This window comes from Phycicoccus sp. Soil803, from assembly GCF_001429685.1.
Taxonomy (GTDB): Bacteria; Actinomycetota; Actinomycetes; order Actinomycetales; family Dermatophilaceae; genus Pedococcus.
On record NZ_LMST01000001.1, the window covers coordinates 802,854 to 828,342 of the forward strand.

23 protein-coding genes and 1 tRNA gene are annotated in these 25,489 nt (G+C 71.9%); 17 read left to right on the forward strand and 7 right to left on the reverse strand.

The features are described 5' to 3' along the window. The first annotated feature begins 65 nt into the window (after positions 1-65). The 5 genes from ASG95_RS21710 to ASG95_RS03815 all read left to right on the forward strand — a co-directional run bounded on the left by ASG95_RS21710 (position 66) and on the right by ASG95_RS03815 (position 8,522). Positions 66-683, forward strand: a complete 618-nt coding sequence (locus ASG95_RS21710) for a collagen-like protein (RefSeq protein ID WP_057376621.1) — start codon at positions 66-68, stop codon at positions 681-683. A gap of 290 nt (positions 684-973) precedes the next feature. Further along, a complete protein-coding gene (locus ASG95_RS03800) occupies positions 974-1,732 on the forward strand; it encodes a matrixin family metalloprotease (RefSeq protein WP_057376622.1) in 759 nt (252 codons plus the stop codon). Positions 1,733-2,159: 427 nt separating this feature from the next. Then, a complete protein-coding gene (locus tag ASG95_RS03805; protein WP_057376623.1) occupies positions 2,160-2,696 on the forward strand; it encodes a hypothetical protein in 537 nt (178 codons plus the stop codon). A 150-nt stretch (positions 2,697-2,846) separates the two neighbouring features. Continuing rightward, positions 2,847-4,199 carry an MFS transporter gene (locus ASG95_RS03810; RefSeq protein ID WP_082592311.1) on the forward strand — a complete coding sequence of 451 codons (1,353 nt, stop codon included), beginning with the start codon at positions 2,847-2,849 and terminating at the stop codon, positions 4,197-4,199. 9 nt (positions 4,200-4,208) lie between these two features. Beyond that, positions 4,209-8,522: an AAA domain-containing protein gene (locus tag ASG95_RS03815; protein WP_235543331.1), complete on the forward strand. Its 4,314-nt coding sequence runs from the start codon at positions 4,209-4,211 to the stop codon at positions 8,520-8,522. A gap of 142 nt (positions 8,523-8,664) precedes the next feature. On the opposite strand, the gene mscL is transcribed toward ASG95_RS03815, so the two are convergent. From mscL to ASG95_RS03840, 5 genes are all read right to left on the reverse strand, one after another. Continuing rightward, complete coding sequence (gene mscL, locus ASG95_RS03820; RefSeq protein ID WP_057376624.1) at positions 8,665-9,024, reverse strand: large conductance mechanosensitive channel protein MscL; 360 nt, start codon at positions 9,022-9,024, stop codon at positions 8,665-8,667. 87 nt (positions 9,025-9,111) lie between these two features. Beyond that, positions 9,112-9,858 carry an SAF domain-containing protein gene (locus tag ASG95_RS03825; protein ID WP_057376625.1) on the reverse strand — a complete coding sequence of 249 codons (747 nt, stop codon included), beginning with the start codon at positions 9,856-9,858 and terminating at the stop codon, positions 9,112-9,114. A 9-nt stretch (positions 9,859-9,867) separates the two neighbouring features. Further along, the gene (locus ASG95_RS03830) at positions 9,868-10,701 is read right to left on the reverse strand and encodes an S-methyl-5'-thioadenosine phosphorylase (protein WP_057376626.1); all 834 of its coding nucleotides are present in this window, start codon (positions 10,699-10,701) and stop codon (positions 9,868-9,870) included. A 154-nt stretch (positions 10,702-10,855) separates the two neighbouring features. Continuing rightward, positions 10,856-11,164, reverse strand: a complete 309-nt coding sequence (locus ASG95_RS03835; protein WP_057376627.1) for an FmdB family zinc ribbon protein — start codon at positions 11,162-11,164, stop codon at positions 10,856-10,858. Between the two features lie 93 nt (positions 11,165-11,257). Beyond that, positions 11,258-12,931 carry a potassium/proton antiporter gene (locus ASG95_RS03840; RefSeq protein ID WP_235543333.1) on the reverse strand — a complete coding sequence of 558 codons (1,674 nt, stop codon included), beginning with the start codon at positions 12,929-12,931 and terminating at the stop codon, positions 11,258-11,260. A gap of 47 nt (positions 12,932-12,978) precedes the next feature. On the opposite strand from ASG95_RS03840, the gene ASG95_RS03845 reads away from it, so the two are divergent. After that, a complete protein-coding gene (locus tag ASG95_RS03845) occupies positions 12,979-15,657 on the forward strand; it encodes a penicillin acylase family protein (RefSeq protein ID WP_057376628.1) in 2,679 nt (892 codons plus the stop codon). Between the two features lie 89 nt (positions 15,658-15,746). Here ASG95_RS03845 and ASG95_RS03850 read toward each other — a convergent pair whose 3' ends face one another. Beyond that, entirely contained in the window at positions 15,747-16,304 is a 558-nt protein-coding gene (locus ASG95_RS03850; protein ID WP_057376629.1) for a 5-formyltetrahydrofolate cyclo-ligase, read from the reverse strand. 29 nt (positions 16,305-16,333) lie between these two features. Between ASG95_RS03850 and ASG95_RS03855 the strand changes: the two genes are divergently transcribed. The 7 genes from ASG95_RS03855 (at position 16,334) to map (ending at position 22,494) form a co-directional block, all read left to right on the forward strand. Continuing rightward, complete coding sequence (locus ASG95_RS03855; protein WP_057376630.1) at positions 16,334-17,731, forward strand: UTP--glucose-1-phosphate uridylyltransferase; 1,398 nt, start codon at positions 16,334-16,336, stop codon at positions 17,729-17,731. Beyond that, on the forward strand, positions 17,728-18,948 hold the full coding sequence (gene glp / locus ASG95_RS03860) for a gephyrin-like molybdotransferase Glp (RefSeq protein WP_056922284.1): 1,221 nt from the start codon (positions 17,728-17,730) through the stop codon (positions 18,946-18,948). The genes ASG95_RS03855 and glp overlap by 4 nt, the downstream gene beginning before the upstream one ends. 44 nt (positions 18,949-18,992) lie before the next feature. Further along, positions 18,993-19,514: a cyclic pyranopterin monophosphate synthase MoaC gene (moaC, locus tag ASG95_RS03865; RefSeq protein WP_057378701.1), complete on the forward strand. Its 522-nt coding sequence runs from the start codon at positions 18,993-18,995 to the stop codon at positions 19,512-19,514. Beyond that, on the forward strand, positions 19,511-20,011 hold the full coding sequence (locus ASG95_RS03870; RefSeq protein WP_057376631.1) for a molybdenum cofactor biosynthesis protein B: 501 nt from the start codon (positions 19,511-19,513) through the stop codon (positions 20,009-20,011). The genes moaC and ASG95_RS03870 overlap by 4 nt, the downstream gene beginning before the upstream one ends. Beyond that, positions 20,011-20,673 (forward strand): GNAT family N-acetyltransferase, encoded by a 663-nt coding sequence (locus ASG95_RS03875; protein ID WP_056922286.1) that lies wholly within the window; start codon positions 20,011-20,013, stop codon positions 20,671-20,673. Before ASG95_RS03870 ends, ASG95_RS03875 begins: the two co-directional genes overlap by 1 nt. Positions 20,674-20,683: 10 nt before the next feature. Beyond that, positions 20,684-21,652: a hypothetical protein gene (locus ASG95_RS03880; RefSeq protein WP_057376632.1), complete on the forward strand. Its 969-nt coding sequence runs from the start codon at positions 20,684-20,686 to the stop codon at positions 21,650-21,652. A 65-nt stretch (positions 21,653-21,717) separates the two neighbouring features. Next, entirely contained in the window at positions 21,718-22,494 is a 777-nt protein-coding gene (map, locus tag ASG95_RS03885) for a type I methionyl aminopeptidase (RefSeq protein WP_057376633.1), read from the forward strand. A 75-nt stretch (positions 22,495-22,569) separates the two neighbouring features. On the opposite strand, the gene ASG95_RS03890 is transcribed toward map, so the two are convergent. Then, entirely contained in the window at positions 22,570-23,007 is a 438-nt protein-coding gene (locus ASG95_RS03890; RefSeq protein ID WP_056922289.1) for a DUF2231 domain-containing protein, read from the reverse strand. Between the two features lie 147 nt (positions 23,008-23,154). Between ASG95_RS03890 and ASG95_RS03895 the strand changes: the two genes are divergently transcribed. The 4 genes from ASG95_RS03895 to ASG95_RS03910 all read left to right on the forward strand — a co-directional run bounded on the left by ASG95_RS03895 (position 23,155) and on the right by ASG95_RS03910 (position 25,348). Next, positions 23,155-23,667, forward strand: a complete 513-nt coding sequence (locus tag ASG95_RS03895; protein WP_056922290.1) for a sigma-70 family RNA polymerase sigma factor — start codon at positions 23,155-23,157, stop codon at positions 23,665-23,667. Continuing rightward, positions 23,664-24,464, forward strand: coding sequence for an anti-sigma factor (locus ASG95_RS22265; protein WP_057376634.1), 801 nt, complete (start codon positions 23,664-23,666; stop codon positions 24,462-24,464). Before ASG95_RS03895 ends, ASG95_RS22265 begins: the two co-directional genes overlap by 4 nt. A 103-nt stretch (positions 24,465-24,567) precedes the next feature. Next, positions 24,568-24,640, forward strand: a tRNA-Ala gene (locus ASG95_RS03905). A 147-nt stretch (positions 24,641-24,787) separates the two neighbouring features. Then, complete coding sequence (locus tag ASG95_RS03910; protein WP_057376635.1) at positions 24,788-25,348, forward strand: HutD family protein; 561 nt, start codon at positions 24,788-24,790, stop codon at positions 25,346-25,348. Positions 25,349-25,489: the final 141 nt, after the last annotated feature.

A 25,489-nucleotide genomic window follows, 5' to 3' on the forward strand; every position in this document is an offset into this window, starting at 1 on the left:
TGTCTGTCCGGGGCCCCTTCTCACTCCTGCCATTCCTCATGTCATGCCACGGAGAGAGATCACCCATGCCCATCACCAAGCGCACCACCATCGTTGCTGTCGCCGCCGTCGTCGGTCTCGGAGTGTCGGGAGGCACGGCGTACGCCGCCGGCCTCATCCCGAGTGCTGACGGCACGATCCACGCCTGTTACAACACGACGAACGGCAACACCCGCGTCGTCGCGGAGGGCACCAAGTGCCGCACCCACGAGAAGACCCTGGTCTGGAACCTGACCGGACCCGTCGGGCCACAGGGGCCGGTCGGTCCGACGGGGGCCACCGGACCGGCGGGACCGACAGGACCCCAGGGGCCCGCTGGCCAGGACGCCCCCAAGACCTTCGCCGGGGAGTTCAGGGGGGACACCCTCGCGATCTGGTCGGGCACCGCGAGCTTCACCGTGACCGACACGGGTGCGGGCCGGTGGCGGATCGTCATCCCGGCCGGGACCTTCCCCGCCGGGGCGGGCGTCGGCAACGGGTGCCCGATCCCGATGGTGCAGGCGCTCGTGCCCGGTGGCGAGATGGTCATCGACCAGAACCTCTGCGGACCCCTCACCGGTGACGGCAGTGTCGTGCTCGACGTGCACAGCGCCGACGGCAACGAGGCCCGTTACGTCAGCTTCGTCGTGACCGCAGTCGGCTGAACCATCCCCCGACCGATCGGCTCCCGGGCGCACGGCAACCGGGAGCCGATCGCCGTCCTGCAGGGGTATGCCGTGGGCGCGTGACTGCTGCGTAAGGAGAGCCCGTTTCGCGCCGTCCAGTGGGTAGAAGTCAACGAGGCACAACTGGAGGCAAACGGCCCCACGTCCACCCGGGCAGACCAGGATCACCCGAAGGGACGAGTCACGGACCAAACCCGTGACGAAGGTGACCAGACGCGACATACCCTCCAGGTTCGAACCCCGGCCGCCCCCGAGCCAGAGGAACCCGCATGCCCAAGCCACTCGCCGTCGTCGGCGCCACCCTGGTGCCACTCGCACTCACGGTGGTCCCGATGGCGACCACGCCGCTCGTCGCCGACGGCGCCGTCGCGACGTACAAGCTCAGCTACGCCAGCCTCCCCAACGGGACCAAGCAGGTCGTGCGGTGGAACGGCTGCCAGCTGGGCATCACCTACAAGGTGAACGTCGGCGCCGTGCCGCTCGCCCAGCGAGCGGCTGTCCTGGCGGACACGCAGAAGGCCCTGGTCCAGGTGCAGAACAGCACCGGCTTCCGGTTCGTCTACAAGGGCAGCACCACCGAGGTCCCGCGGGTCGGGTCGATGCCCAGGCAGACCGCCGAGCTGGTCGTGGCGTTCACGTCGCCGACCAAGACCGACTACCCGCTCTCCGGGTCCACCCTGGGGCAGGGCGGGCTCTACTACGGCTGGGTCGCGCGCACGGTCAGCGGCAAGACCACCTACACCGTCGCGGCGCAGCGTGGGTTCGTCGTCATCGACACCCCGCAGATGCTCAGCCAGCTCAAGAGCGGCACGGGCACGGGACTGCGGCGCCAGAACCTGCTGTCCCACGAGCTCGGCCACGCCGTGGGTCTGCAGCACGTGGACGACACCCACCAGCAGATGTACCCCAGCCTGCGCACCACCTCGCCGCAGTTCTTCTACACCGGCGACCGCACCGGCCTGACCAAGGTGGGCAAGCCGGCCGGCTGCATCAACACGGCCTACATGCCCCTGCCGGACCTCAACTAACCCGCCCCTGCTCGTTCTGTTGGAAGCGGAACTGCCGGAGATCCGGTAGTTCCGCTTCCAACAGGACGGTCCACCCGAAGCCCGTTCGCCAGTCCGGCGTGCGGGCTTCGTCGGGTCCGGACCGATCCGGGGCACGTCCCGGGTGGCCGAGACGCCTCAGCCGCAAATCGTCCGGTACTGCCTCAAATTGGACAGAACGCCTACACCATTCACCTCGATGTCCGCAGGCTCTTGACCAAATCTAGAACCAATCGGGTGGTTTCTTGCCCCACTAAAGACCTTCTTGGGTGACTTGACAGGTGATGTGGCGCCCCAGTGACAACGGCAAGTATTCAGGCACCATCCAGCTCGAGAACCTGGGCACGACCCGTACGACAGGCACCACCTGCCACGTTCGACCGCATTCCCGAACCGGGAGATGACCCCCATGGCCACCACACCACGCCAGCGCCGCAACCTCGCGGTCGTGATCGGCGTCGTCGTGGTCCTCGCCCTGATGGGCGGGTGTGGCGTGTGGCTCACCCGTGACGACCCCGTCGCCCCGCGGGACGGCGCGCTCAAGGTCGTGCAGGGCACTGGCAGCACCGCCACCGCAGACGCCTCGGGGCACGCCCCGTTCGCTGCCGTCGGCGCCGTCGACGAGCTGCGCCCCGGTCAGATGAGGACCCTGTCGGTCAAGGTCACCAACCCCGACCAGGTCGCCTACCGGATCCTCGAGCTCAACGCGACGCCCAAGGACGCGAACTCCGCGTGCGCCGGCTCGACGAACCTCGTCGTCAGCGCCTACGAGGCGACCAAGCCCGGTGCCGTCACCTACGTCGTGCCGCGCAACTCCTCGATCACCATCCCGCTGACGGTGATGATGCTCGACACGGCGACGTCGCAGGACGCCTGCAATGACGTCTCCTTCCCGCTCGCCTTCGGTGGCCTCGCCACCCAGGGCCAGGGCAACGGCAACTCGTGACCACCCCGACCGTCTCCATCACGGTCACCGGGGCCGGCTGAGCCACCCGCCGGCGGGCTGGCAGGTCCCAGCCGGCGGGTCCCCCGGCCCGGTCCGCATCCTGCGGGCCGGGCCGGTTCCGGGGTCCGGGCCACGCGGCATACTGGCCGGATGCCTGCCGACCACGCGCCCCACTACTTCCGGACGGTGCAGCGGCAGACCGTGTCGACCCTGATCGTCACCCAGGTGCTCGTCGGTGTGGGGGTCTCCGCCGGTGCCGGGGTGGGGGCGCTGCTCGCCGAGGACGTCGGCGGCTCCGCCGACCTCGCCGGGCTGGGAGGCACCTTCCAGGTGCTGGGTGGTGCGCTCATCGCGATCCCGATGGCCCACGTGATGGCCGCCCGCGGTCGTCGCTGGGGGCTGCTCCTGGGCTACGCGCTCGGCATCACCGGCGCGGTGACGATGATCGTCGCCGGCGCGGTCCGCAACTTCCCGCTGCTCCTCGCCGGGGCTGCCCTCTTCGGCGGCTCCAACGCCGCCAACAGCCAGGCCCGGTATGCCGCGGCCGACCTCGCCGACGAAGCGCACCGCGGGCGCGACCTCTCGACCGTGGTGTGGGCGACCACGATCGGCGCGGTCTTCGGGCCCAACCTCGCCGGCCCGGGGGAGCCGATCGCCGAGTGGCTGGGTATCCCGCCGCTGACCGGGCCCTATGTGTTCTCGCTGCTCGGGCTCGTCCTCGGGGCGGCCGTGCTGTTCCTGATGCTGCGGCCGGACCCCCTCCTGCTCGCGCGGGAGCGCGCCGCCGCCGTCGCGACCGAGCCGCTGGAGCGGCAGCACGGGTCGATCGTGCGCGGGTGGCGCACCCTGCTGGCACACCCCGGTGCGCTCCTCGGCCTCGTGACGATGGCGCTGGGTCACACGGTGATGGTCAGCGTCATGGTGATGACCCCGCTGCACATGCACCACGGTGGCGCGAGCCTGCGGGTCATCGGCCTGGTCATCAGCATCCACGTGCTGGGGATGTTCGCGTTCTCCCCGCTCACCGGCCTCGCGGTCGACCGGTGGGGCGGACGGTCGTGCGGGCTGGCCGGCGCGATGATCCTCGTGGTGGCCGGCGTGCTCGCCGCCCAAGCGCCGATCGGGTGGTCGGCCGGGCTCGCGATCGGGCTCTTCCTGCTGGGTCTCGGCTGGTCGTTCACGCTGGTCAGCGGCTCGACGCTGGTGGTGAAGTCGGTGCCGCTGGCCGAGCGGGCCGGTGCGCAGGGCGCCGCCGACCTGGTCATGGGCCTCGCGGCGGGCGGTGGGGGAGCGCTCGCGGGCGTCGTCGTCGGGCAGCTCGGCTACTCCGTGCTCGGGGCCTGCTCGGCCGTCCTCGCCGCGATCGTCGCCCTGGCGTCCCTGCTGATCCGCGTCGACGGCAGCACCCCGACCGACGCTGTCAGGGGGCACACCTCGGTCACACCAGACCCCGTGCTGCCCGACACCGTGTTGCCTGACCGGGAGGGCGACCAGGTTGGTTAGCCTGCTTGGGTGACCCCGCCGACCGACCAGACCCCACCAGTGCCGACGGCGACCCCTGACGCAAGCACCCCCGACCCGACCGCGCCTGACGTTCCCGGCACGGACACGCGCGCCACCGACGCTCCCGCCACGGACGCGCGCGACGCAGACCCGCGCGGTGCCCGGGTCGCCGAGGCGGTCAAGGCCTGGCAGCGCCACCTCGTCGACCTCGGTGGTCGCAACACCCTGCTCTGGTACCGCGACCTGCCCAGCGGCACCCTCGACCTCACCACCGCTCACCCCGGTGGCCTGGCCATGCTGCTCGCCGGCCGGCCGACCCGCCTGTCCGACCTGGTCCGCGAGCCGGCCGCCCTCGACGAGGCCCGCCGCCGGGCCCGGGTCATCCGCGCCAAGACCCTCGAGCTCTCCGAGGAGCGCGGCATCGCGGCCGGATTCATCGCGATCGGCATGGCCAGCTGGACCGTCCGCGGTGCGTCGCGAGCACCCGCGGCTCCGGTGCTGCTGCGGTCCTGCGTCCTCAAGCCCACCGGCGCCGCCCGGGAGGACTTCGACCTCGACCTCGGCAACGACGTGGAGCTCAACCCGGTCCTCGAGCACTACCTGCGCTCCGAGCAGGGTCTCGACCTCGACACCGCCGCGCTCGAGGAGCTGGCCAACGCCAGCGGCGCCTTCGACCCGCACCCCGTCTACGTCGAGCTGGCGCGCCTGTGCGAGTCGGTCCCCGACTTCAGCGTCATGCCGCGACTCGTCGTCGGCACCTTCTCCTACGCCAAGCTGCCGATGGTGGCCGACCTTGCGGCACAAGGGGATTCGCTCGCCGACCACGACGTCATCGCCGCCCTCGCGGGCGACCCCGGAGCGTTGCGCTCGGTGCGCACCTCGGTGCCCGAGTCGCCGGCCGACTCCGACCCGGCGCACGAGCTGCTCATCCTCGACGCCGACTCGACCCAGCAGGCCGCGATCGACGCGGTCCGGTCAGGCGCCCACCTCGTCATCAAGGGCCCGCCCGGCACCGGCAAGTCGCAGACCATCGCCAACCTCATCGCCAGCCTCGCGGGCGAGGGCAAGCGGGTGCTCTTCGTCGCCGAGAAGCGGGCCGCGATCGACGCCGTGCTGTCGCGGCTCGAGGGCGTGGGCCTCGGCGACCTGGTCCTCGACGCCTACGACGGCGCGAGCAACCGGCGCCGTCTGGCGCAGCAGTTCGGCGCCGCGCTCGAGCGGGGCAGCCAGGTGCAGGACCCCGACACCACCGAGATCGAGCAGGCCCTCGTCGACCGGCGAGCCACCCTGGTGCAGCACGCCGCCGCCCTCCACGAGGTGCGCCAGCCCTGGGGCGTCTCCGCGCACCAGGCGCAGGAGGCCATCTCCACCCTCGGCAGCCTCCCCCACCCGCCCACGTCCCGGGTCCGGGTGCGCGGCGAGCAGCTCGCCGGGCTGGACCGCCAGCGCGTCCAGGAGCTCGGGCGACAGCTGACCGAGGCCGCGAGCCTGGGCGCCTGGTCGACGCAGGAGGGCACCGACCCGTGGTTCTGCGCCCGCATCGCCACCTCCGAGGAAGCCGTGCGCGCCCGCGACATCACCAGCCGTCTCAGCCAGGGCGGGCTCCAGGACGTCGAGCAGACCATGCACGAGGTGTTCTCCGACGTGCGGCTGCCGCAGGCCGACCGCACCGGTGACTGGGGCGACGTGCTCGACTCGGTCGGCCGGGTCCGCGACACCCTCGAGGTGTTCCGCCCGGAGATCTTCGACATCCCCCTCGGCGAGCTCGTCGCAGCGACCGGCACCAAGGCACAGCGTGCGGCGGACGGCGTTGCGCTGGGCTGGTACTCGCGCTGGCGGCTGCGCCGACAGGCCCGCTCGCTCCTGCGCCCCGGACCGCCGCCGGCCGACCTGCACGCGGCCCTGCTCGATGCGCAGACCCAGCGCCTCGCCTGGCAGCAGATGGCCGGCGCGGGCGGCCGCCCCGAGATCCCGGTCGACCTCGACCGGGCGCGCGCGGCATACGAAGCACTGTCGGCCGACCTCACCTGGCTGGGCGAGCGACTCGCCACCACCCACGGGGGCGGCGACCTGTTCGGGGCCACTCTCGGCGAGCTGCGTGAGCGGATGGCCGAGCTCGACGCCCGACCCGACCGCCTCACCGTGGTACCGCAGGTCCTCGGGACCCTCGACGCCCTGCGTGAGTCCGGGATGGGAGCGCTGCTCGACGACCTCGCCCGACGCGGCGTCGAGCCGGACGACGTCGCCGCCGAGCTCGACTTCGTCTGGTGGACCTCGCTGTCCGAGGACCTCACCGTGCGCGACCCGCGCTACGGCGCCCACGACGGCGCGCAGCTGCAACGCGTCGCCCGCGAGTACGTCGCCGCCGACCACGCCCACCTGCGCGTCAGCGCCGACCGGGTGCGGGCCGGGGCCGGGCGACGGCTGCGCGAGGTGCTGGCCGACCACCCCGACCAGGAGGCGCTGGTGCGCGCGGAGGCCGGCAAGGCGCGTCGCCACCGCCCCCTGCGCGAGCTGCTGCCCAAGGCCGCCGAGACCCTCACCGCCGCCAAGCCCGCCTGGGCGATGTCGCCGCTGGTGGTCGCCTCGGTGCTGCCGCCCGGGCGCTGGTTCGACGTGGTGATCTTCGACGAGGCCTCGCAGATCCCGCCCGCGCAGGCCGTGTCCGCCATCTCGCGCGCCCACCAGGTCGTCGTGGCCGGCGACGAGCGGCAGCTGCCGCCGACCAGCTTCTTCACCGCGGCGGTCGACGAGGACGCCGCGCCCGAGTCCGACGCCCTCACCGAGGGGTTCGAGTCGGTGCTCGACGTGCTCACCGCCGCGCTGCCGACCCGCCGGCTGTCCTGGCACTACCGCTCGCTCGACGAGCGGCTGGTCGCCTTCGCCAACCAGGAGATGTACGACGGGTCGCTCGTCACCTTCCCCGGCACCGGCACCGACGCGGTCGTGCGCCTCGAGTCGGTCGAGGGCTCCGGGGTGGTCACGCCCGGCGAGGAGGCCATCGAGTCCACCGAGGCCGAGGTCTCGCGGGTGGTCGAGCTCGTCCTCGAGCACGCCCGGACGCGGCCCCACGAGTCGCTGGGCGTCATCGCGCTCGGCATCAAGCACGCGACCCGGCTCGACGATGCGTTGCGACGGGCCCTCGCCACCGATGCTGCCGCCGGGGTGGGGGACTTCTTCGACGAGGACCGGCCCGAGCGGTTCTTCGTCAAGAACCTCGAACGCGTCCAGGGTGACGAGCGCGACGCCATCATCCTGTCGGTCGGCTACGGCAAGACCCCGCACGGCCGGGTGCTGCACCGGTTCGGTCCGCTCAACCTCGAGGGCGGCGAACGTCGCCTCAACGTCGCCATCACCCGCTCCCGTCGGCGGATGACGGTCGTCTCGTCGCTGCTCGCCAGTGACCTCGACCCCGCTCGCCTCAAGGCGCGCGGCGCGATCATGCTCCGGGACTTCCTGGCGTATGCCGCGGACGGCACCTTCCCGGTCGCGCCCACCGCCGAGACCCCCAGCCCCGCCTCCACTCCTGCGGGTCATCGTCCATGGGGAACGAGGTTGGCGGCTGCGGACCCGCTGCGGGCCGAGTTCGCCCGTCGGCTCCGCGACACCGGTCTCGTCGTGCACGAGGCCTACGGGTCGGCGGGCCAGCCGATCGACCTCGCGGTCGAGGACCCCGACCACAGGGGCACCGTCCTCGTCGCCGTGGAGACCGACGGCCCGGTCTATGCCGCGATGCGCAGCAGCCGGGACCGCGACCGGCTGCGGGGCGAACAGCTCGGCCGGCTCGGCTGGATGCACGTCCGCGTCTGGTCCACCGACCTCTTCCGCGACCCGGCCCGTGACGTCGCCCGGGTGCACGCCGCCGTGCAGCAGGCCGTCGCTGGCCGCGCGGCCGCCGTGCCCGTCGCCGCCGAGCCGACCGCCCCAGAGCCGACCGCTCCAGAGCCGACCGCTCCAGAGCCGACCGCTCCCGAGCAGCCCGCCGAGGAGTCGGCAACACACGGGGCTGGCGAGGAGTCAGCAACGCCGGGGGGTGGCGAGGGGATGCTGCCGATGGACGAGTCCGGGGAGGCGCCCGCCCCGTCGGCCGACGAGTTCGTGCCGACGACAGACGACACCGCCCGGCAGCGTCGGGTCCGCGGTCGCAAGGGCAAGCGGGTCATCGCCCCGGCCACGTCGGACCAGCCCGAGCCCCTGACCCTCGACATCCAGACGGAACAGACCAAGGACGACACCGACACCGGCTGGGGCGAGCGACCTGACGAGTCGGCGTACGACCGCTACCTGCGCGAGCAGCGTCCACCGCACTGGGGCTCCGACTGAGCGACCCTCCCGGTCGAGCTCCAACCCGCCGGTGAACTTCGGGGGGTTTGCCTCGACCCGAAGTGGGCAGGGGGCGGGCAGGGGACACGAAGGCGCCGGACCCCTGAGGGGCCGGCGCCTTTGCGTGGTCTGGTGGTGCTGCTCAGGCGCGGCTGCGCAGCGAGTCGCGGATCTCCCGCAGCAGGACGATGTTCTCGTCCGGGGCGGCGTCCTCCTCGACCTTGGAGTAGCGCGCTTTGGCCACCTCGTAGGGCTTCACCACGAAGAAGTAGACGACGAAGGCCAGGATGAGGAACGACACCAGCGCCGTGAGGAAGATGCCGACCGGGAGACCCCCGGGCTTGTAGGTGCTGAAGTCGGGCTTCCCGCCGGCCTTGCCGATGATCCCCATCAAGAGGTCGGTGAAGGTCTTGACCACGGTGCCGAACGCACCCGCGATGATGAAGGCGACGGCAAGCTCCACGAGATTGCCCCGCATGACGAAGTCCTTGAAACCCTTCATGGGTGTCGCGACCTTTCCCTAGTTGTCGATCTGACGCGCTCCACGCTAGCGACCGTGGGGCCCACGGCACGGGTGTGACGCGTGGGTTCAGCCCACCCGGGGTCGGTCGCGGGTGAGCACCACGGCGAGCTGGGCGCGGCCGAGCGCGTCGTCAGGGACCGAGAGGATGCGGCCCACGACGTCGTGACCTGCGGAGACGACCAACCCGGCGCCGTCGACGTCGTAGCCGCTCGACGACCCTTGGCCCTGGATGACCGCCCCGAAGTCGGTCACCCACGAATCGTCCACACTCAACACGAGCACCGAGCGCGCCACGGGACCGTCCGGCCCCCAGAGGTCGACCCGGTCACCGGCCGACACCATCGCCAGCAGGCCCGGATCAGGCACCGAGACGTGCACCGCCACCATGTCGACGGGCTGGCCGAGCAGCAGCCCGTCGCGAGCGACGCGCGTCCGCGTGAGGGGTTCACCCCGGCCGAGCGGCACCGAGAGGGGCCGACCCAGCACCGAGCCGAGCTCGTGGACGCTGGCCTCCGGCACGAGGTCGGCGGGCCACCAGACCTCACGCAGGGCTGACGGGGTCGCGATCTCCCCGACGGCGAGTGGGCGCACCGCGACGACGACCCGTTCCATGGGCTGCCGGTCGGCGGACCGCGCGATCTCCACCACCCCGGCGGCCGCTGCCACCGCGCACACCACGGCCAGGGCACGTCGGACCACCCGTCGGCGCCACTGCCTGCGCCGACCCGGGCCACGCAGCCACCCGGCCACCCCGAGCAGCCCACCCGCAGGCTGGGCGTCGGCAGGTGCGGGTCGGTCGAGGGCCACCGGCATCGACCTCGCCTAGCCCGGCAGCTCGAACGGCAGGGTGATGCCGTCGAGGGCGCGACGACAGGGGCAGGCGGCGGTGTCGTCGGGCTCCTCGGCCGGCATCGACCCGAGCGCGGACCGCAGCACCTCCTTGAGTCCGTCGACGTTCTTGGCGAAGACGGCGAGCACCTCTTCGTGGGTGACCGCCGCACCGCCGTCGACCCCGGCGTCGTGGTCGGTCACGAGGGCGACCGTCGTGAAGCACATCGCGAGCTCGCGGGCGATGGACGCCTCGGGCATGCCCGTCATGCCGACGATCGTCCACCCGGCCTGTTGGTGCCAGGCCGACTCGGCCTTGGAGGAGAACCGGGGCCCGTTGACGACGACGAGCGTCCCACCGTCGGCGACCGGCTTGTCCGCGGCGGTCGCGGACTGGAGCGCGACCGCTCGTCCGCGCGGACAGTAGGGGTCGGCGAACCCGACGTGCACGACCGGTCCCTCCGCGGCATACACGGTGTGCTCCCGTCCCCAGGTGCGGTCGACCACCTGGTCGGGCACCACGATCGTGCCCGGTCCGAGCTCGGGCTTGAGCGAGCCGACGGCGCACGGCGCGAGCACCTGGCGGACCCCGACCGAGCGCAGCGCCCAGAGGTTCGCGCGGTAGTTGACCCGGTGGGGAGGGAACCGGTGGCCCTGGCCGTGCCGGGCGATGAACGCCACCCGCCGACCGTCGACCTCACCCATGACCAGGTCGTCGCTCGGGTCGCCGAACGGCGTGGTCACGCTCACCCGCTCCGCCGCCTCGAAGAACTCGTAGAAGCCGGAACCGCCGATGAGGCCGAGGTCGGCGCGAGGGGTCGAGGTCATGCCAGCAGCCTACGCAGCGGCCTCCCGGCGGCACCTCCCGCTGGCGGGCCTGTGGACACCGTGACGACGACGCCCGCCCTGTGGACGGGGCGGGCGGTGACGGTATGCCGCGTGGTCGCGGCCGGCAGCCCGCGAGGCTGCGGTGGGGCTGGCCTCAGGCGGCCGAGCCGTCGGCCTTGGCCGCGGTCGAAGCCGAGGAGGACGAGCCGGAGCCCGAGGACGAGCTGGACGAGCTGGACGAGCTGGAGTCGCTCGAGCTGGCGGCCGGCACGGAGGAGGACGAGCCGCTGCGCGAGTCGGTGCGGTAGAAGCCGCCACCCTTGAACACGACGCCGACGGCGTTGAAGACCTTGCGCAGCCGGCCCTGGCACTCGGGGCAGACCGTCAGGGAGTCGTCGCTGAATGACTGCACCGCGTCGAAGCGGTGGTCGCACTCGGTGCAGGCGTAGGAGTACGTCGGCACTGTTCCTCCAAAGGGGCGTCCTGGCCGGCGCGCACGGTCTGTGCGGGCTGGCACTGTAAGGGTTCGACTGCCAACTATAAGGCCGCGCGAGGGCTACTTCTTCCCGCTGCCGCCCTCGCGGCGACTGCTGCCGACCTCCCGCAGCCGGGCGCCGGCGTCGCGCAGCCGACCGCCGCGGACCCTGACCCGGGGGGCCTGGTCGCGCCAGCCCGCCAGTCGACCCTGCTGGCTGACCGACCTGACCCGCTTCTCCGCGAGGGTCCTCACCTCGGCCGTGGAGACGATGAGCAGCTGGTCGCCGCGCCGGAGCACGGTGTTGTTGCCGGGCACGAAGCCCTTGCCGCCACGCACGACCAGGGTGACGTTCGCCCCCTCGGGCAGGCGGAGCTCGAACACCTCCACGCCGTGCAGCTTCGACGCCGGACCCACGGTGACCTGCATCAGCTCGGCCTGGAGCTCCTCCAGGGGCGTGGCCTCCACCGCGAGGTCGAGGCTGCGGTAGTCCTCGACGATGCCCAGGCGCCCGGCCACCCAGGGCAGGGTGGGCGCCTGCACGAGCGTGAAGATCACGACGAGGACGAAGACCAGCTCGAAGATCCAGCTGACGTTGCGGGCACCCACCGTGAGCGGCACCGTGGCGAGCACGACCGGCACGGCACCCCGCAGGCCGGCCCAGGACAGGAAGACCTGGTCGCGCCAGCCGAGCCGAAAGGGCGAGACCGACACCAGCACCGACAGGGGTCGGGCGAACAGCAGCAGCACCAACCCGATCACGATGGCCGGCAGGATCTGGCTGCCCATCTTGCTCGGCGAGGCCAGCAGCCCGAGCAGCACGAACAGCCCGATCTGGGCCAACCACCCGAGCGCGGTGGAGAGGCCGAGGACGGCCGGTCCGTGCGGCAGCTTGAGGTTGCCCAGTACCAGCGCCGCGAGGTAGCAGGCGATGAAGCCGCTGGCGTGCACGCTGGCCGCCGCGGCATACGCGAGGACCGTGAGGGCCACCACGCCGATGCTGAACAGACCCGACGAACCGGAGGCGGCGCGTCGCATGAACTGGCCCCCCGCCCAGCCCACGGCGAGGCCGATGGCGGCGCCGGCGCCGAGCTCGGCGACCGCCTTCAGCGCCAGGGTGAACCAGCCCTCGGCGTCCGCGGGGTTGGCCGACCGCGCGGCGAGGGCGGTCACGAGGATGACCACCGGGGCGTCGTTGAAGCCGGACTCGGCCTCGAGCATGCCGGTGATCCGGCGGGGGAGGGGGACCCGGCGTAGCACCGAGAACACCGCGGCGGCGTCGGTCGACGAGAGGATCGCGCCGACCAGCAGGGCGGAGTTCCAGTCGAGGTGCAGCACGAACCGCGCAGCCAGTGCGACGACGGCCACCGACACGATGACCCCGACGGTCGACAGGACGGCGGCCGGGCCGACCGAGCGGCGGATGCCGTCCCACCTCGTGCTGAGACCGCCCTCGCTGAGGATCAGGATGAGCGCGGCGTAGCCGAGCACCTGGGTGAGCTCGTTGGAGTCGAACCGGATCTGGAGGAACGGTCCGGCCTCGCCGATGGCCAGTCCGATGCCCAGGTAGATGAGCAGGGAGGGCAGCCCGGACTTCAGGGACAGGCGCACGGCGGCCACCGAGACCAGCAGCACCAGCGAGCCGATCAGCAGCGCCGGCGTGAGCTCGTGGAGCGTGAACGCGTCGGACGACCCGGCCCACGGGAGCCCGTTCACGAGGTCGGGAGCCACACCCGGGAGGATCGCAGCGCGCACGGCCGGTCACGTCCTTTCCCTTGGTGTGGTGCGGATAGTCTCGCAGGGTGTCTCGCGCCATTCTTGCCCGCCGCATCGCTGTGGCCGTGGCTGCTCTGCTCGTCGTCGTCCTCGGAATTGTCGCGGTTCTCGCGGTCACGTGGGTGCGACGTCCGTTCCCGACGACGGAGGGCCAGATCCAGGTGCCGGGCCTGTCCGGCAAGGTCAGCGTCCTGCGCGACGACCGGGGGATCCCGCAGATCTACGCCGACAGCAGCGACGACCTGTTCCGGGCCGAGGGCTTCGTGCACGCCCAGGACCGGTTCTTCGAGATGGACCTGCGCCGCCACATCACGGCCGGCCGGCTGTCCGAGCTGGTCGGCGAGGGCGGCCTCGAGACCGACCGCGTGATCCGCACGCTCGGCTGGCGCCGGGTCGCCGAGGCCGAGCTGCCGACCCTCAAGCCCGAGACCCGCCGCTACCTGCAGGCCTACGCCGACGGCGTCAACGCCTACATCAAGCAGCAGGGCGACCCGGCGAAGATGTCGCTCGAGTACGTCGTGCTGGGGCAGAAGGTGAAGAACTACCGCGTCGAGGAGTGGACCCCCGCCGACTCCCTCGCCTGGCTCAAGGCGATGGCCTGGGACCTGCGTGGCGACTACACCGCCGAGCTGATGCGGGCCCGCCTCGCCGGCTCGATGTCGATCAACCAGATCAACGAGCTCTACCCGGCCTACGACTACAACGCGAACAAGCCGATCCTCTCCGGCCAGGACTGGTCGCCGCTCGCCTCGTCCTCCTCCACCTCCGCGAACTCGGCCGTCCCGGCCACCGCGGCCAAGGTCGGCGCTGGCGCCGCCGGCACGAAGGCGGGGGCCAAGGTCCGGGGCGAGCTCGCCGCCGAGACCGCTCCCGGTGCCGAGCGTGCGTATGCCGTGGTGCAGCGTGCGCTGAACGCCGTCCCCGTCACGATGGGTCGGGGCGACGGCATCGGCTCAAACTCGTGGGTCGTGGGCGGCAACCGCACCAGCACCGGCAAGCCGCTGCTGGCCAACGACCCGCACCTCGGGGTCTCGATCCCGGGCATCTGGTACCAGGTCGGCCTGCACTGCCGGTCGGTCGGCAGCTCCTGCCCGTTCGACGTCGCCGGCTACTCGTTCTCCGGGCTGCCGGGCGTCGTCATCGGCCACAACCAGTCGATCGCCTGGGGCTTCACCAACCTCGGCCCCGACGTCAGTGACTTCTTCCTCGAGCAGGTGCGGGGCAACACCTACCTGCGGGACGGCAAGCAGGTCCCGCTGACGATGCGCACGGAGACGATCAAGATCGGCGGTGGGGGCGAGCAGACCATCACGGTCCGCAGCACGGTGCACGGCCCGATCCTGTCCGACGCCATCGAGGACGTCGCCAGCGCCGGTGACCGACCACCGGTCAACGGTCGTCCCAGTGCCGGCTCCTACGAGGTCGCCCTCCAGTGGACCGGCATCGAGGTGACCCAGACCGCTGATGCGATCTTCGGTCTCAACACCGCCCAGAACTTCGAGCAGTTCCGCACGGCCGCAAAGGATTTCGCGGTGCCGTCACAGAACCTGCTCTATGCCGACACGGCCGGCAACATCGGCTACCAGGCGCCCGGCCGGATCCCGGTCCGCAGCCGCTACATGGAGGCCGCGCCGGGCTTCTGGATCCGCCCGGGCTGGGTCTCGTCGTGGGACTGGAAGGGTTACGTGCCGTTCGACGAGATGCCGCACAGCTACAACCCGCCCGAGGGCTTCATCGTCGCGGCCAACCAGGCCGTGACCGAGAGTGGGACGCCGTTCCTCACGACCGAGTGGGACTACGGCTACCGGGCCCAGCGGATCCGGTCGCTGGTCGAGAAGGACGCCAAGATCACGCCCGCGATGATGTCGCAGATCCAGGGTGACACCCGCAGCCAGTTCGCCCCCACCCTGGTGAAGGCGCTGCTCAAGGTCGACCTCGGCCACGACGACTTCACCAAGCAGGCCCAGGACCTGCTGCGCAGCTGGGACTTCACCAACCCGGTCGGCGCCAGCGAGTCCGGCGCTGCGGCCGCCTACTACAACGCGGTCTGGGCCAACCTGCTCAACCTGACGTTCAACGACGAGCTGCCCAAGGACCTGCGCGCCGACGGCGGCGACCAGTGGATGCGCGCGATGACCGTGCTGCTGACCAAGCAGGGTTCGCCCTGGTGGGACGACAAGCGCACGCCCGGCGTGGCCGAGGGCCAGTCCGAGATCCTCCGCAAGGCCCTGGTGGCCGCGCGGCTCCAGCTGACCAAGGAGCTCGGCAAGGAGCCGTCCGACTGGCAGTGGGGGCAGCTGCACCAGCTCACCCTGACCCACCAGGTGCTCGGCGGTGACGACATCTCCCCGCACATCGTCACCAAGCTGTTCAACCGTGGGCCGATCAACATGCCCGGCGGGTCGGCGATCGTGAACGCCAACGGCTGGGACGCCAGCGTCGGCCTCGACGACGAGGACTCCGACAAGGCGTTCGACGTCGACTGGGCGCCGTCCATGCGGATGGTCGTGGACCTCTCGAACCTCGACAAGTCGCGCTGGGTCAACCAGACCGGCAACAGCGGCCACACGTACAGCCCGCACTACAGCGACCAGACCGATGCCTGGGTGAAGAACCAGCTCTACGACTGGCCGTTCACCGAGAAGGCGGTCCGCGACGCCGGTGGCGACGAGCTCACCCTCATCCCCGGCGGCACCACCAGCTGAGCCCCGCGGAACCGGGCAATTGGCCGAATCCTGCGGGTGTCGCCGACACACCTGGCTTTGGAAGCGGGCAATTGGCCGAATCCTGAAGGTCAGCCGAAGGGTGTTACTCCGCTGTCAGCCGTGATCGCGGAGTGCACCGGCCGGTCGTGCGGCTCCCGTGGCAGCTCCTCGTCGAGCACCTCCCACGGGTGGACGACGGCGACCACCATGGCAGCGGTGCGGGGGAGCACGCGGTCGTAGCAGCCCTTGCCCTGGCCGATCCGCGTGCCGGCGCGGTCCACCCCGTGGGCCGGCACGAACGCCACCTTGGCGCGGGCGACCGCCTCCACCCCGAGCAGCTCGCCGGGCGCCTCCCCGACGGAGTGCACCTCACGCCAGTCCAGGTCCCAGTCCTCGAGCGTGACCGGCACCATGACCCGTATGCCGCGTGCCACGAACGCCGCGACCAGGGCTTCGGTGGGTGGTTCGAGAGGAGTGGCCTCGTAGGCCGCGACCCAGTCGCCGGGAGCCAGCCCCGCGGCATACACCACCTCGAGGGCGGCGAGCTCGAGCTCGGCCGCGTCCCTGGCCCGGTCGCGCCCGGGGACGCGCTCGCGGCGCAGCTCGCGCAGACGTTGTCGCACTGCCGTCTTGGTGTTCGGATGCACGCCCAGATCGTCCCACTAGGCTGCCGCCCATGAGCAAGGACGGGCTGGCGCAGGCAGTCGAGCGCATGACGCAGCGCGGGGTGGACCCCCTCGCGGTACACGTCTTCCAAGATGCCTACGCCCAGCTCGAGGCGGGCAACACCGGTCTCATCCCGGAGTCCGACATCGAGCCGCTGACCGACGTGCCACGGCTCGAGGACCTCACCAGCGACGCGGACGAGCAGGCGCAGGCGCTGGCGCACACCGCGGTCGTGAAGCTGAACGGCGGGCTGGGCACGAGCATGGGCCTCTCGGGGCCGAAGTCGGTGCTGGAGGTGCGCGACGGCCTGACCTTCCTCGACGTCGTGGCCCGGCAGGTGCTCGCGCTCAGGGAGCGACACGGCGTGCCGGTGCCGCTGGTCCTGATGAACTCGTTCCGCACGCGGGAGCAGTCGCTCGAAGTGCTCGCCGCCTATGCCGACCTCCCGGTCGACGGGCTGCCGCTCGACTTCCTCCAGAACGCCGAGCCCAAGCTCCGCGCCGACGACCTCACTCCGGTCTCGTGGCCGGACGACCCCGACCTCGAGTGGTGTCCGCCCGGTCACGGCGACGTCTACGTCGCCCTCGCCGCGAGCGGAGTGCTCCAGGCGTTGCGTGACAAGGGTTTCCGCTACGCGTTCCTGTCGAACTCCGACAACCTCGGAGCGACCTGCGACCCGGCGATCCCGGCCTGGATGGCCCGCGAGTCGATCACCTACGTGTCGGAGGTCTGCGAGCGCACGGTCAACGACCGCAAGGGCGGTCACCTCGCGGTCCGCCGCAGCGACGGCCGGGTCGTGCTGCGCGAGCGCGCGATGGTGGCGCCGGAGGACGAGCAGTACTTCGAGGACACCGACCGGCACGCGCTCTTCCACGCCAACAACCTGTGGGTCGACCTCGACGCCCTGCACGAGCAGCTCGAGGCCCGCGACGGCGTCCTGGGGCTGCCGATCATCATCAACCGCAAGTCAGTCGACCCCAGCCGCTCCGACTCGACTCCGGTGATCCAGGTCGAGTCGGCCATGGGCACGGCGATCGAGGTGTTCGACGGGTCGCGCGCCGTGCACGTGCCGCGTCGGCGGTTCCGGCCGGTCAAGACCACGAACGAGCTCCTGCTGCTGCGCTCCGACCTCTACGGCTTCGGCGACGGCCACGAGGTCGTCGCGCAGACCGATCGGCCTGACCCCCGCGTCGACCTCGATGGGCACTACACGCTGATCGACGACTTCGACGCGCGCTTCCCGGAGGAGGCGCCCTCGCTCGTCGAGTGCACGTCGTTGGCGGTCCGCGGGGACGTCACCTTCGGAGCCGGCATCCGGTGCGTCGGCGACGTCGTGGTCGAGACCGACGAGCCGTGGAGCATCCCCGACGGCACCACCCTCAGCGCCGAAGAAATGGCTGTCCCGTGATCAGCGTCGAGCAGCACCTCGAGCGGATCCTGGCCACCGTCAAGGTGATCCGGCCCTTCGACTTCGGCGTCCTCGATGCCCAGGGCTGCGTCCTTGCCGTCGACGTGGAGGCGCGCGGCTCGCTGCCCGGCTTCACCAACTCCGCCATGGACGGGTATGCCGTGCACGCCGCTGATGTGGCGACGGCCACCCCCGACTCGCCTGTCGTGCTCCCGGTCGTCAACGACATCGCGGCCGGCAACACCAAGGCGCTCTCGCTGGCGACGGGCCAGACGATGCGGATCATGACCGGTGCGCCGATGCCGCACGGAGCCGATGCGGTCGTGCCCGTCGAGGCGACTGACGGTGGCGTCGTGAAGGTCCAGATCCGCGAGACGCGCGGCGTCGGTGCGCACGTCCGCGAGGTCGGGGAGGACGTCGAGGCCGGCAACGTCGTGCTGCGCCGCGGCACGCTGCTCGGCCCGGGGCAGATCGCCCTCCTCGCGGCGGCCGGCATCTCGCGGGTGCGGGTCGTGCCCCGGCCGCGCGTGGTCGTGGTCTCGACCGGCGACGAGCTCGTCGAGGTCGGCCGCACCCCCGGCTTCGGCCAGATCGTCGACTCCAACTCGGTGATGCTGACCGCCGCGGTGACGGCAGTGGGGGCCACGCCGTTCCGGGTCGGCGGCGTGCCCGACGACGCCCGCACCCTGCTCGACACCCTCGAGGGCCAGCTCGTCCGCGCCGACGTGATCATCACGACCGGCGGGGTGTCGATGGGCGCCTTCGACACGGTCAAGGAGGTGCTGTCCCGCGTCGGGACGGTGCAGTTCGACAAGGTCGCGATGCGACCCGGTATGCCGCAGGGTTTCGGCGTGCTCGGCGAGGACCAGGTGCCGGTGTTCACCCTCCCCGGCAACCCGGTCAGCGCCCTCGTCTCGTTCCACGTCTTTGTCGCACCCGCCCTGCGGGCGATGGCTGGTCGCCCCGAGCCGTCGTACCCGCCGGGTTACGTGCCCGCCGTCGCCGCCGAGCCGTTCCGGTCGGTGCCGGGGAAGATGGAGTTCGTGCGCGTGGTGCTCGACGACGACCGGGCCCGGCTGGCCGGCGGGCAGGGGTCGCACATGCTCGGCGCCCTCGCCGCGGCCGATGCGCTGGCGGTGATCCCGGCCGACGTCTCCGAGGTCGCCGCGGGCGACGAGCTGATGTGCCTGCCGCTGCTCGGGAGGGAGGGCCAGTGACAACCGAACACCCAGTGACACCCGAACAGCCCGTGACCTCCGAACTGCCAGTCACCTCCGACCCCGTAGGGGCCGCTGACGCGGCCGAGCGGGGCCCGGGCCTCACCCACGTGCGCCCCGACGGCACCGCCCACATGGTCGACGTCTCGGCCAAGGCCGTCACCGCCAGGCAGGCCTCAGCCGCGGGACGGGTGCTGCTCTCGACCGCAGCGGTCGCCGCCCTTCGCGACGGCACCGTGCCCAAGGGTGACGCGCTCGCGGTCGCCCGCATCGCCGGGATCCAGGCGGTGAAGCGGACCCCGGAGCTCATCCCGCTGGCGCACCCGGTCGCCGTCCACGCGGTCGAGGTCGACCTGGTGGTCGTCGACGACGGTGTCGACATCCGCGCGACGGTGCGCACCGCCGACCGCACCGGCATCGAGATGGAGGCCCTGACGGCGGTGTCGGTCGCGGCGCTCGCCCTCATCGACATGGTCAAGGCGGTCGACAAGCACGCGCGGATCACCGACGTGCGGGTGACCGCCAAGTCCGGCGGTCGGTCGGGTGACTGGGTGGAGGAGCCGTGAGCGAGCCAGCCACCTCCGGCTCGGCTGGCCGGGCGATCGTCATCACCTGCTCCTCGCGGGCGGCCCGGGGCGTCTACCCCGACCGTGGCGGCCCGCTGATCGTGGACACCCTGCGGCAGTGGGGTTTCGAGGTCGGTGACCCGTTGGTCGTGCCCGACGGTCCGGAGGTGGCCGAGGCGCTCGAGGCGGCCCTGGCTGCGACCCCCGACGTGGTGGTGACCACCGGGGGCACCGGGCTCTCGCCCACCGACCGCACCCCCGAGGCGACCCACGCGGTGCTCGACCGCGAGGTGCCGGGCCTGGCCGAGGCGATCCGCGGCGCCGGGCTGGCTGCCGGAGTGCCGACCGCCGCCCTGTCTCGGGGGTTGGTCGGGATCGCCGGCAGCACGCTGGTGGTCAACCTGCCCGGGTCGACCGGTGGCGTCCGTGACGGGCTGGGGGTGCTCGAGGCGGTCTTGCCGCACGCACTCTCGCAGATTCGCGGCGGCGACCACTGATGGCCACCTGGCCCGTCGTGCTCCGGGGCGAGACCCCGGGCGGAGAGCAGCTGGTGCTCGACCCGCTGCGCCGGCGGGACCGGGGGGAGTGGGTCGAGGTCCGCAGCCGCAACCGGCACTGGCTGGGCCCCTGGGATGCGACGTCGCCCGAGCGTGAGCCGACCTACGTCTCCTTCCCCACCCTCGTCCGGCACTACCGCGCCGAGGCCAAGGCGGGTCGGATGCTCCCGCTCGTCGTCCGGCTGGACGACCGGATCGTCGGGCAGATGGTGCTCTTCGGCATCTCCTACGGCTCCCTGCTGTCCGTGGCGGCGGGGTACTGGGTCGACGAGTCGGTCGCGGGTCGGGGCATCGCGCCCACCGCGCTGGCCCTGGCCGGCGACCACGCCCTGGGGCCGATGGGGCTGCACCGGATCGAGGTCAACATCCGCCCCGAGAACGTCAACAGCCTGCGCGTCGTGCAGAAGCTGCGCTTCCGCGACGAAGGGGTGCGGGCGGCATACCTGCACATTGACGGGGCCTGGCGCGACCACCGGACGTTCGCGCTGACGACCGAGGACCTCCGGGGCCGATCCCTGCTCGAGCGAATGCACACCAATCACACCAGTCACATTGGCGACACACCGCCCCACGTCCCCGGCGCACCGACTCGAGACACCTAACGTCGTATCCGTGCAGCCCAGCAGTCTCGTCTTCCTCGTCATCATTGCGGTCTGGGCTGCCTATTTCGTGCAGTACTGGGTCCGTCGCCGCGAGCACCTCGCCACCGCGCGCTCGGTCGACCAGTTCTCCGAGTCGATGCGCGTCCTCGAGCGCCGCAGCCCGCTGCCCGCGTCGAACCTCTCGACGCCCCAGCCTCGTTCGTATGCCGTGACGCCGGCTCGCGCCGCGCGCCCCCAGGTGCTCGTGAAGCGGGCCGAGACGACGCCCAGCACGCCGACCCCGTCTCCCGCCCCGACCGCGCCACCCGCCGAGGACGAGGCACCCACGCCTCGTGCCCTGCCGTCGGCCCGGCGCACCCGGGCCGTCATCATGCTCGGCGCCCTCGCCACGGTCGTCGTGGTGGGCACCCTCGTCGCCGTCTCGCTCGTGCCGCTGTACGCCGTGGCCGTCCCGGTCGTCGCCGTCGGTGCTGCCCTCGCGTGGTCGCGCGCCGACGCGCAGGCCCAGCGTCGTGCCCGGCTGGCAGCCCGCCAGGCCAGTCGCCGAGCCGGCCAGCCACGCCCGGTCGCCGAGCGACGCACCGCCGAGCCTGCGCCGCAGACCGCCCCGGCCGCGCCCATCGCCGAAACCGCTCCGGTCACCGCTGGGGCCGAGATCGCCGACGAGGTGCCGACCTCGGCGCCGGTCCCTGTGCGGGGCGAGCTCTACGACGTCCAGGCCGTCGAGACCAGCCTCCGACAGCCGGCCGCTGCCCGCGTGGCCACGCCAGTCGCCGCGCCCGCCGCCCCGGCCCGCCCGCTCGTGGACGAGGACGACATCCCGCTCACCTGGGACCCGGTGCCGGTGCCCCGCCCGACGTACACGATGAAGGCGCGGGTCACCCGTCCCGCCCCCACCTCCGCGGACCTGGTCGGCGACGCCGACACCGAGTACGCGGCATACGACGAGGCTCCTGAGCGACGCGTCGCCGGCGCCTGACGCAGGGTGGTCGCGCGGCCGGTCACGGTGGTTGCCATAGTGGGTCGCATGACTGAGGCGACCCCGTGATCGAGATCCTGAGCTCCGCCGAGCTGGTGCGGGCCAAGGAGAGTGGCGCCCTCGTCGCCGACATCCTGCAGGCGGTCAAGAGCCGCGCCACGGTCGGCACGAACCTGCTCGACATCGACCGCTGGACCAAGGCGATGATCCGCGACGCCGGGGCGCAGTCCTGCTACGTCGACTACGAGCCGTCGTTCGGGCGCGGACCGTTCGGGCACTACATCTGCACCTCGGTCAACGACGCGGTGCTCCACGGCCTGCCCCACGACTACGCGTTGGCCGACGGCGACCTGCTGACGCTCGACCTGGCCGTCCTCAAGGCCGGAGTGGCCGCCGACTCGGCGATCAGCTTCGTGGTGGGTGGGTCGAGCCAGCCGGAGAGCGTCGCCCTGGTCGAGACCACGCAGCGTGCGCTGGCCGCGGGCATCGCCGCCGCCCGGCCCCGTGCTCGGATCGGGGACCTGTCGCACGCCATCGGCACGGTCCTCACCGAGGCCGGGTACCGGGTCAACACGCAGTTCGGCGGGCACGGCATCGGGTCGACGATGCACCAGGACCCGCACGTGTCCAACTTCGGGCGCCCGGGTCGTGGCTACCCGCTGCGGCCCGGGCTGTTGCTCGCCCTCGAGCCGTGGATCATGGCCGACACGGACGAGCTGGTCACCGACGACGACGGGTGGACCCTGCGCAGCGCGACCGGGTGTCGCACGGCGCACAGCGAGCACACCATCGCCATCACCGACGACGGGGCCGAGATCCTCACCCTGCCGACCGCGTCCTAGCCCTGTTGGAAGCGAAACTGCCGGAGATCCGGTAGTTCCCGCTCCGACCCGGAGGCCACCTTTCAGCGGTTGCCCCTAGCGGTTGCCCCAGACGGCGCGAGCGCCCGAGTCGCCGGTGAGCGCGACGATGGTCGCGGTGCCGATGGCGCTCGCGATCACCAGCACCGCGAGCACCAGCCGTGGCGCGGTCGCGCCGCCGCGACGCAGGTAGAGCCACTGCGCGAGCGTCGTCACGGCCAGGGCGGCGGCCCAGGGGAGCACCATGTCGCCGAAGTTCGCATGCTTGTCGATGAAGGGCGGGTTGCCGAGCTTCTTCGCGAGGTCCTCGCCGGCCCGGGTCGTGATCGGCACGGCGATGGCACCGACCACTGCTCCCAGGGGGACGAGGAAGGTCAGCTTGCGCTGGGCAGCGGGCCACGCGCTCACGACGATGGCGGCCACGGCGGTCAGCGGCAACAGCACGACGACGAGGTGCACCAGCAGGGCGTGTGCGGGAAGTCCGTTGATCTCCATGTCGCAGGAACGTAGCCGAGGCCGGTGTGGTTCACCTGCCCGGCTCACCGGGTGAACCCGGACGGGTGGTGTCTCGTCCTTTACGGAGACTTCCCCGACCGGGGAGGATCGGTCGTGTCGGCTTCCGAGGGTCGAAGGAGCGGGTTGGTGGCGGCGAGTCAGCGGGAAGCGGCCCTCCAGGGTCTGCACGACCGCCATGCCTCGGAGCTGTGGCGGTTCGCGCTGCGACTGACCCGTGACCCGCAGGTCGCCGAGGACGTCGTGCAGGAGTCGCTCCTGCGTGCCTGGCGCGACCCCGCCCTGGGCACCCGCTCCGAACCACAGGCCCGCGCGTGGCTCTTCACCGTCGTGCGCAACCTCGTCGTCGACCGCTGGCGCAGTGCCGCGTCCCGGCACGAGGTGGCTGGCATCGACTTTGTCGAGGCGGGCGTCGGTGACCGGTCGGGCGAGGTCCTGGACCGGTGGTTGATCGCGGACGCGCTGGGCTCGGTGTCGCGCGAGCACCGACAGGTCATCGCCGCCGCGTACTACGAAGGGAGAACGGTGGCCGAGATCGCCGCCGAGCTGAGGGTGCCCGAGGGGACCGTGAAGTCACGGCTCCACTATGGGCTGCGCAGCCTGCGTCTCGTCCTGCAGGAGAAGGGGGTGACGAGCCCATGAGCAGCCCCGACGACTACACCGACTGGGACGCCGCCTACGTGCTCGGTGCCCTGCCGGTCGCCGAGCGACGCGAGTACGAGTCGCACCTCGCGGGGTGCGCCGCGTGCCGGGCCGCTGTCGCCGAGCTGGCCGGTATGCCGGGCCTGCTCGCCCAGCTGCCACCGGGCGAGGTCCTCGCGATGGACATCGACGGTGGGGGAGACCTGCAGCCACCCGCCTCGCTGATGCCCGTCCTACCGGTCGCACCCGAGTCACCGTTGTCCCGCCGGTGGCTGGCTCCGCTGGCCGCGGCGGCCGCCGCTCTCCTCATCGGAGGCGTCGGTGGGTATGCCGTGTCGTCGGCCGGGCGCGACGGTTCACCCGGCCCGGGGGCCACCGCTGGGTCGACCCGCACCACTGGGCCGCTGACCGCCCCCGGGCGGTTGGCGTTCACGGCCGTCGAGCCGTCGCTGATGACGGCCGTCGTGGATGTCGTGCCGATCGCGAACGGGACCGAGCTGCGGGTGGAGTGCCAGTACGCGCGGCAGACGGGTGGTGCGAGCGCGACGTCAAGCAGCTTGACGCCGTCGCCCACGCGTCCCGACAGTGCAGCCTCCGGCGGGGACTACCGGATCGACTACGCCATCTGGGTCGTCGACCGGGCCGGCAAGGCCACCGAGCTGCGCGACTGGACGGCCCGGCCGGACCGGATCATGCACCCGGTCGGGGTGTCCACTCTGTCCGTGGCGCAGATCGCCTCGGTCGAGATCCGCCAGGTCGACAACGGTCACACCGTGATGCGGGCGAGCCTGACCTGAGTCCTCGCCCGCGGTGCCGGATGCCGGCGCTGGGTCCCCTTGGCGGGCGCGGCACCGTTTTCCGTCGGGCCGGGTGCTGGTGTTATTGTTTCGTCCGCATCAAGGGGCTGTGGCGCAGTTGGTAGCGCGTCTCGTTCGCAATGAGAAGGCCAGGGGTTCGAATCCCCTCAGCTCCACCGATCGACACCCTGTCTGACCTGCGCAATCGTCGCAGGATGGACAGGGTGTCTTCCCGTCGCAAACACCATCAACGCCTCCCAGCGGCTCCCCAAGCTCGTGGACGCCGGTACCCCGCACCAGGCGTGATCTGTCATGGTCGTCCCATGCAGCTGATCCACGTGGCGCAGCGTCCGGTCAGCCCGTGGCGCAACGGTGGCGGACGGACCCGCGTGATGGCCCAGGGGCCGTCGGCCGCAAGCCCTGATGACTTCAGCTGGCGCCTCAGCGTGGCGCAGGTGGATCGGTCTGGACCGTTCTCCGCCTATCCGGGCCTGCACCGGCAGCTGATCGTGGCGGGGGACGAGCCCCTGACTCTCGTCATCGACGACCACCGCCGCACCCTGGGTCCCGGCTCGATCGCCGCGTTCGACGGGGGAGCGAGCGTGTCGTGCGAAGTGGCGCGCGGCCCGGTGACCGCGGTCAACGTCATGACGCGTCCCGGGCAGGTCACCGCCCAGGTGACCATCGAGGACGCCGAGGCCGATCTGGTGGTTGAGTCGCCGGCCGCGGGTTGGTCGTGCCTGGTCGCGCTGACCCAGCACACGATGCTCGGCGGTCACAGCTTGGCGATGGCTCCGCAGGACACGCTCTGGCTGCAGGAAGGGGAGCGAGAGACCGTGTCGGGCGGACGGATCGTGGTGATCAGATTCAGCAACCTGACATAAAGATGCGTTGTGGTTCGCCGAAGCCCTTGCGCAGCACGCGATTTCAGTCCACCTGGCTGGCTAGAGGCCGCTCGTCGGCCCTCAGCGTGCGTCCGGCGCGTAGTCCTCATCGGGGTCGGTGAGCACCGGTTGAGCCTGTTC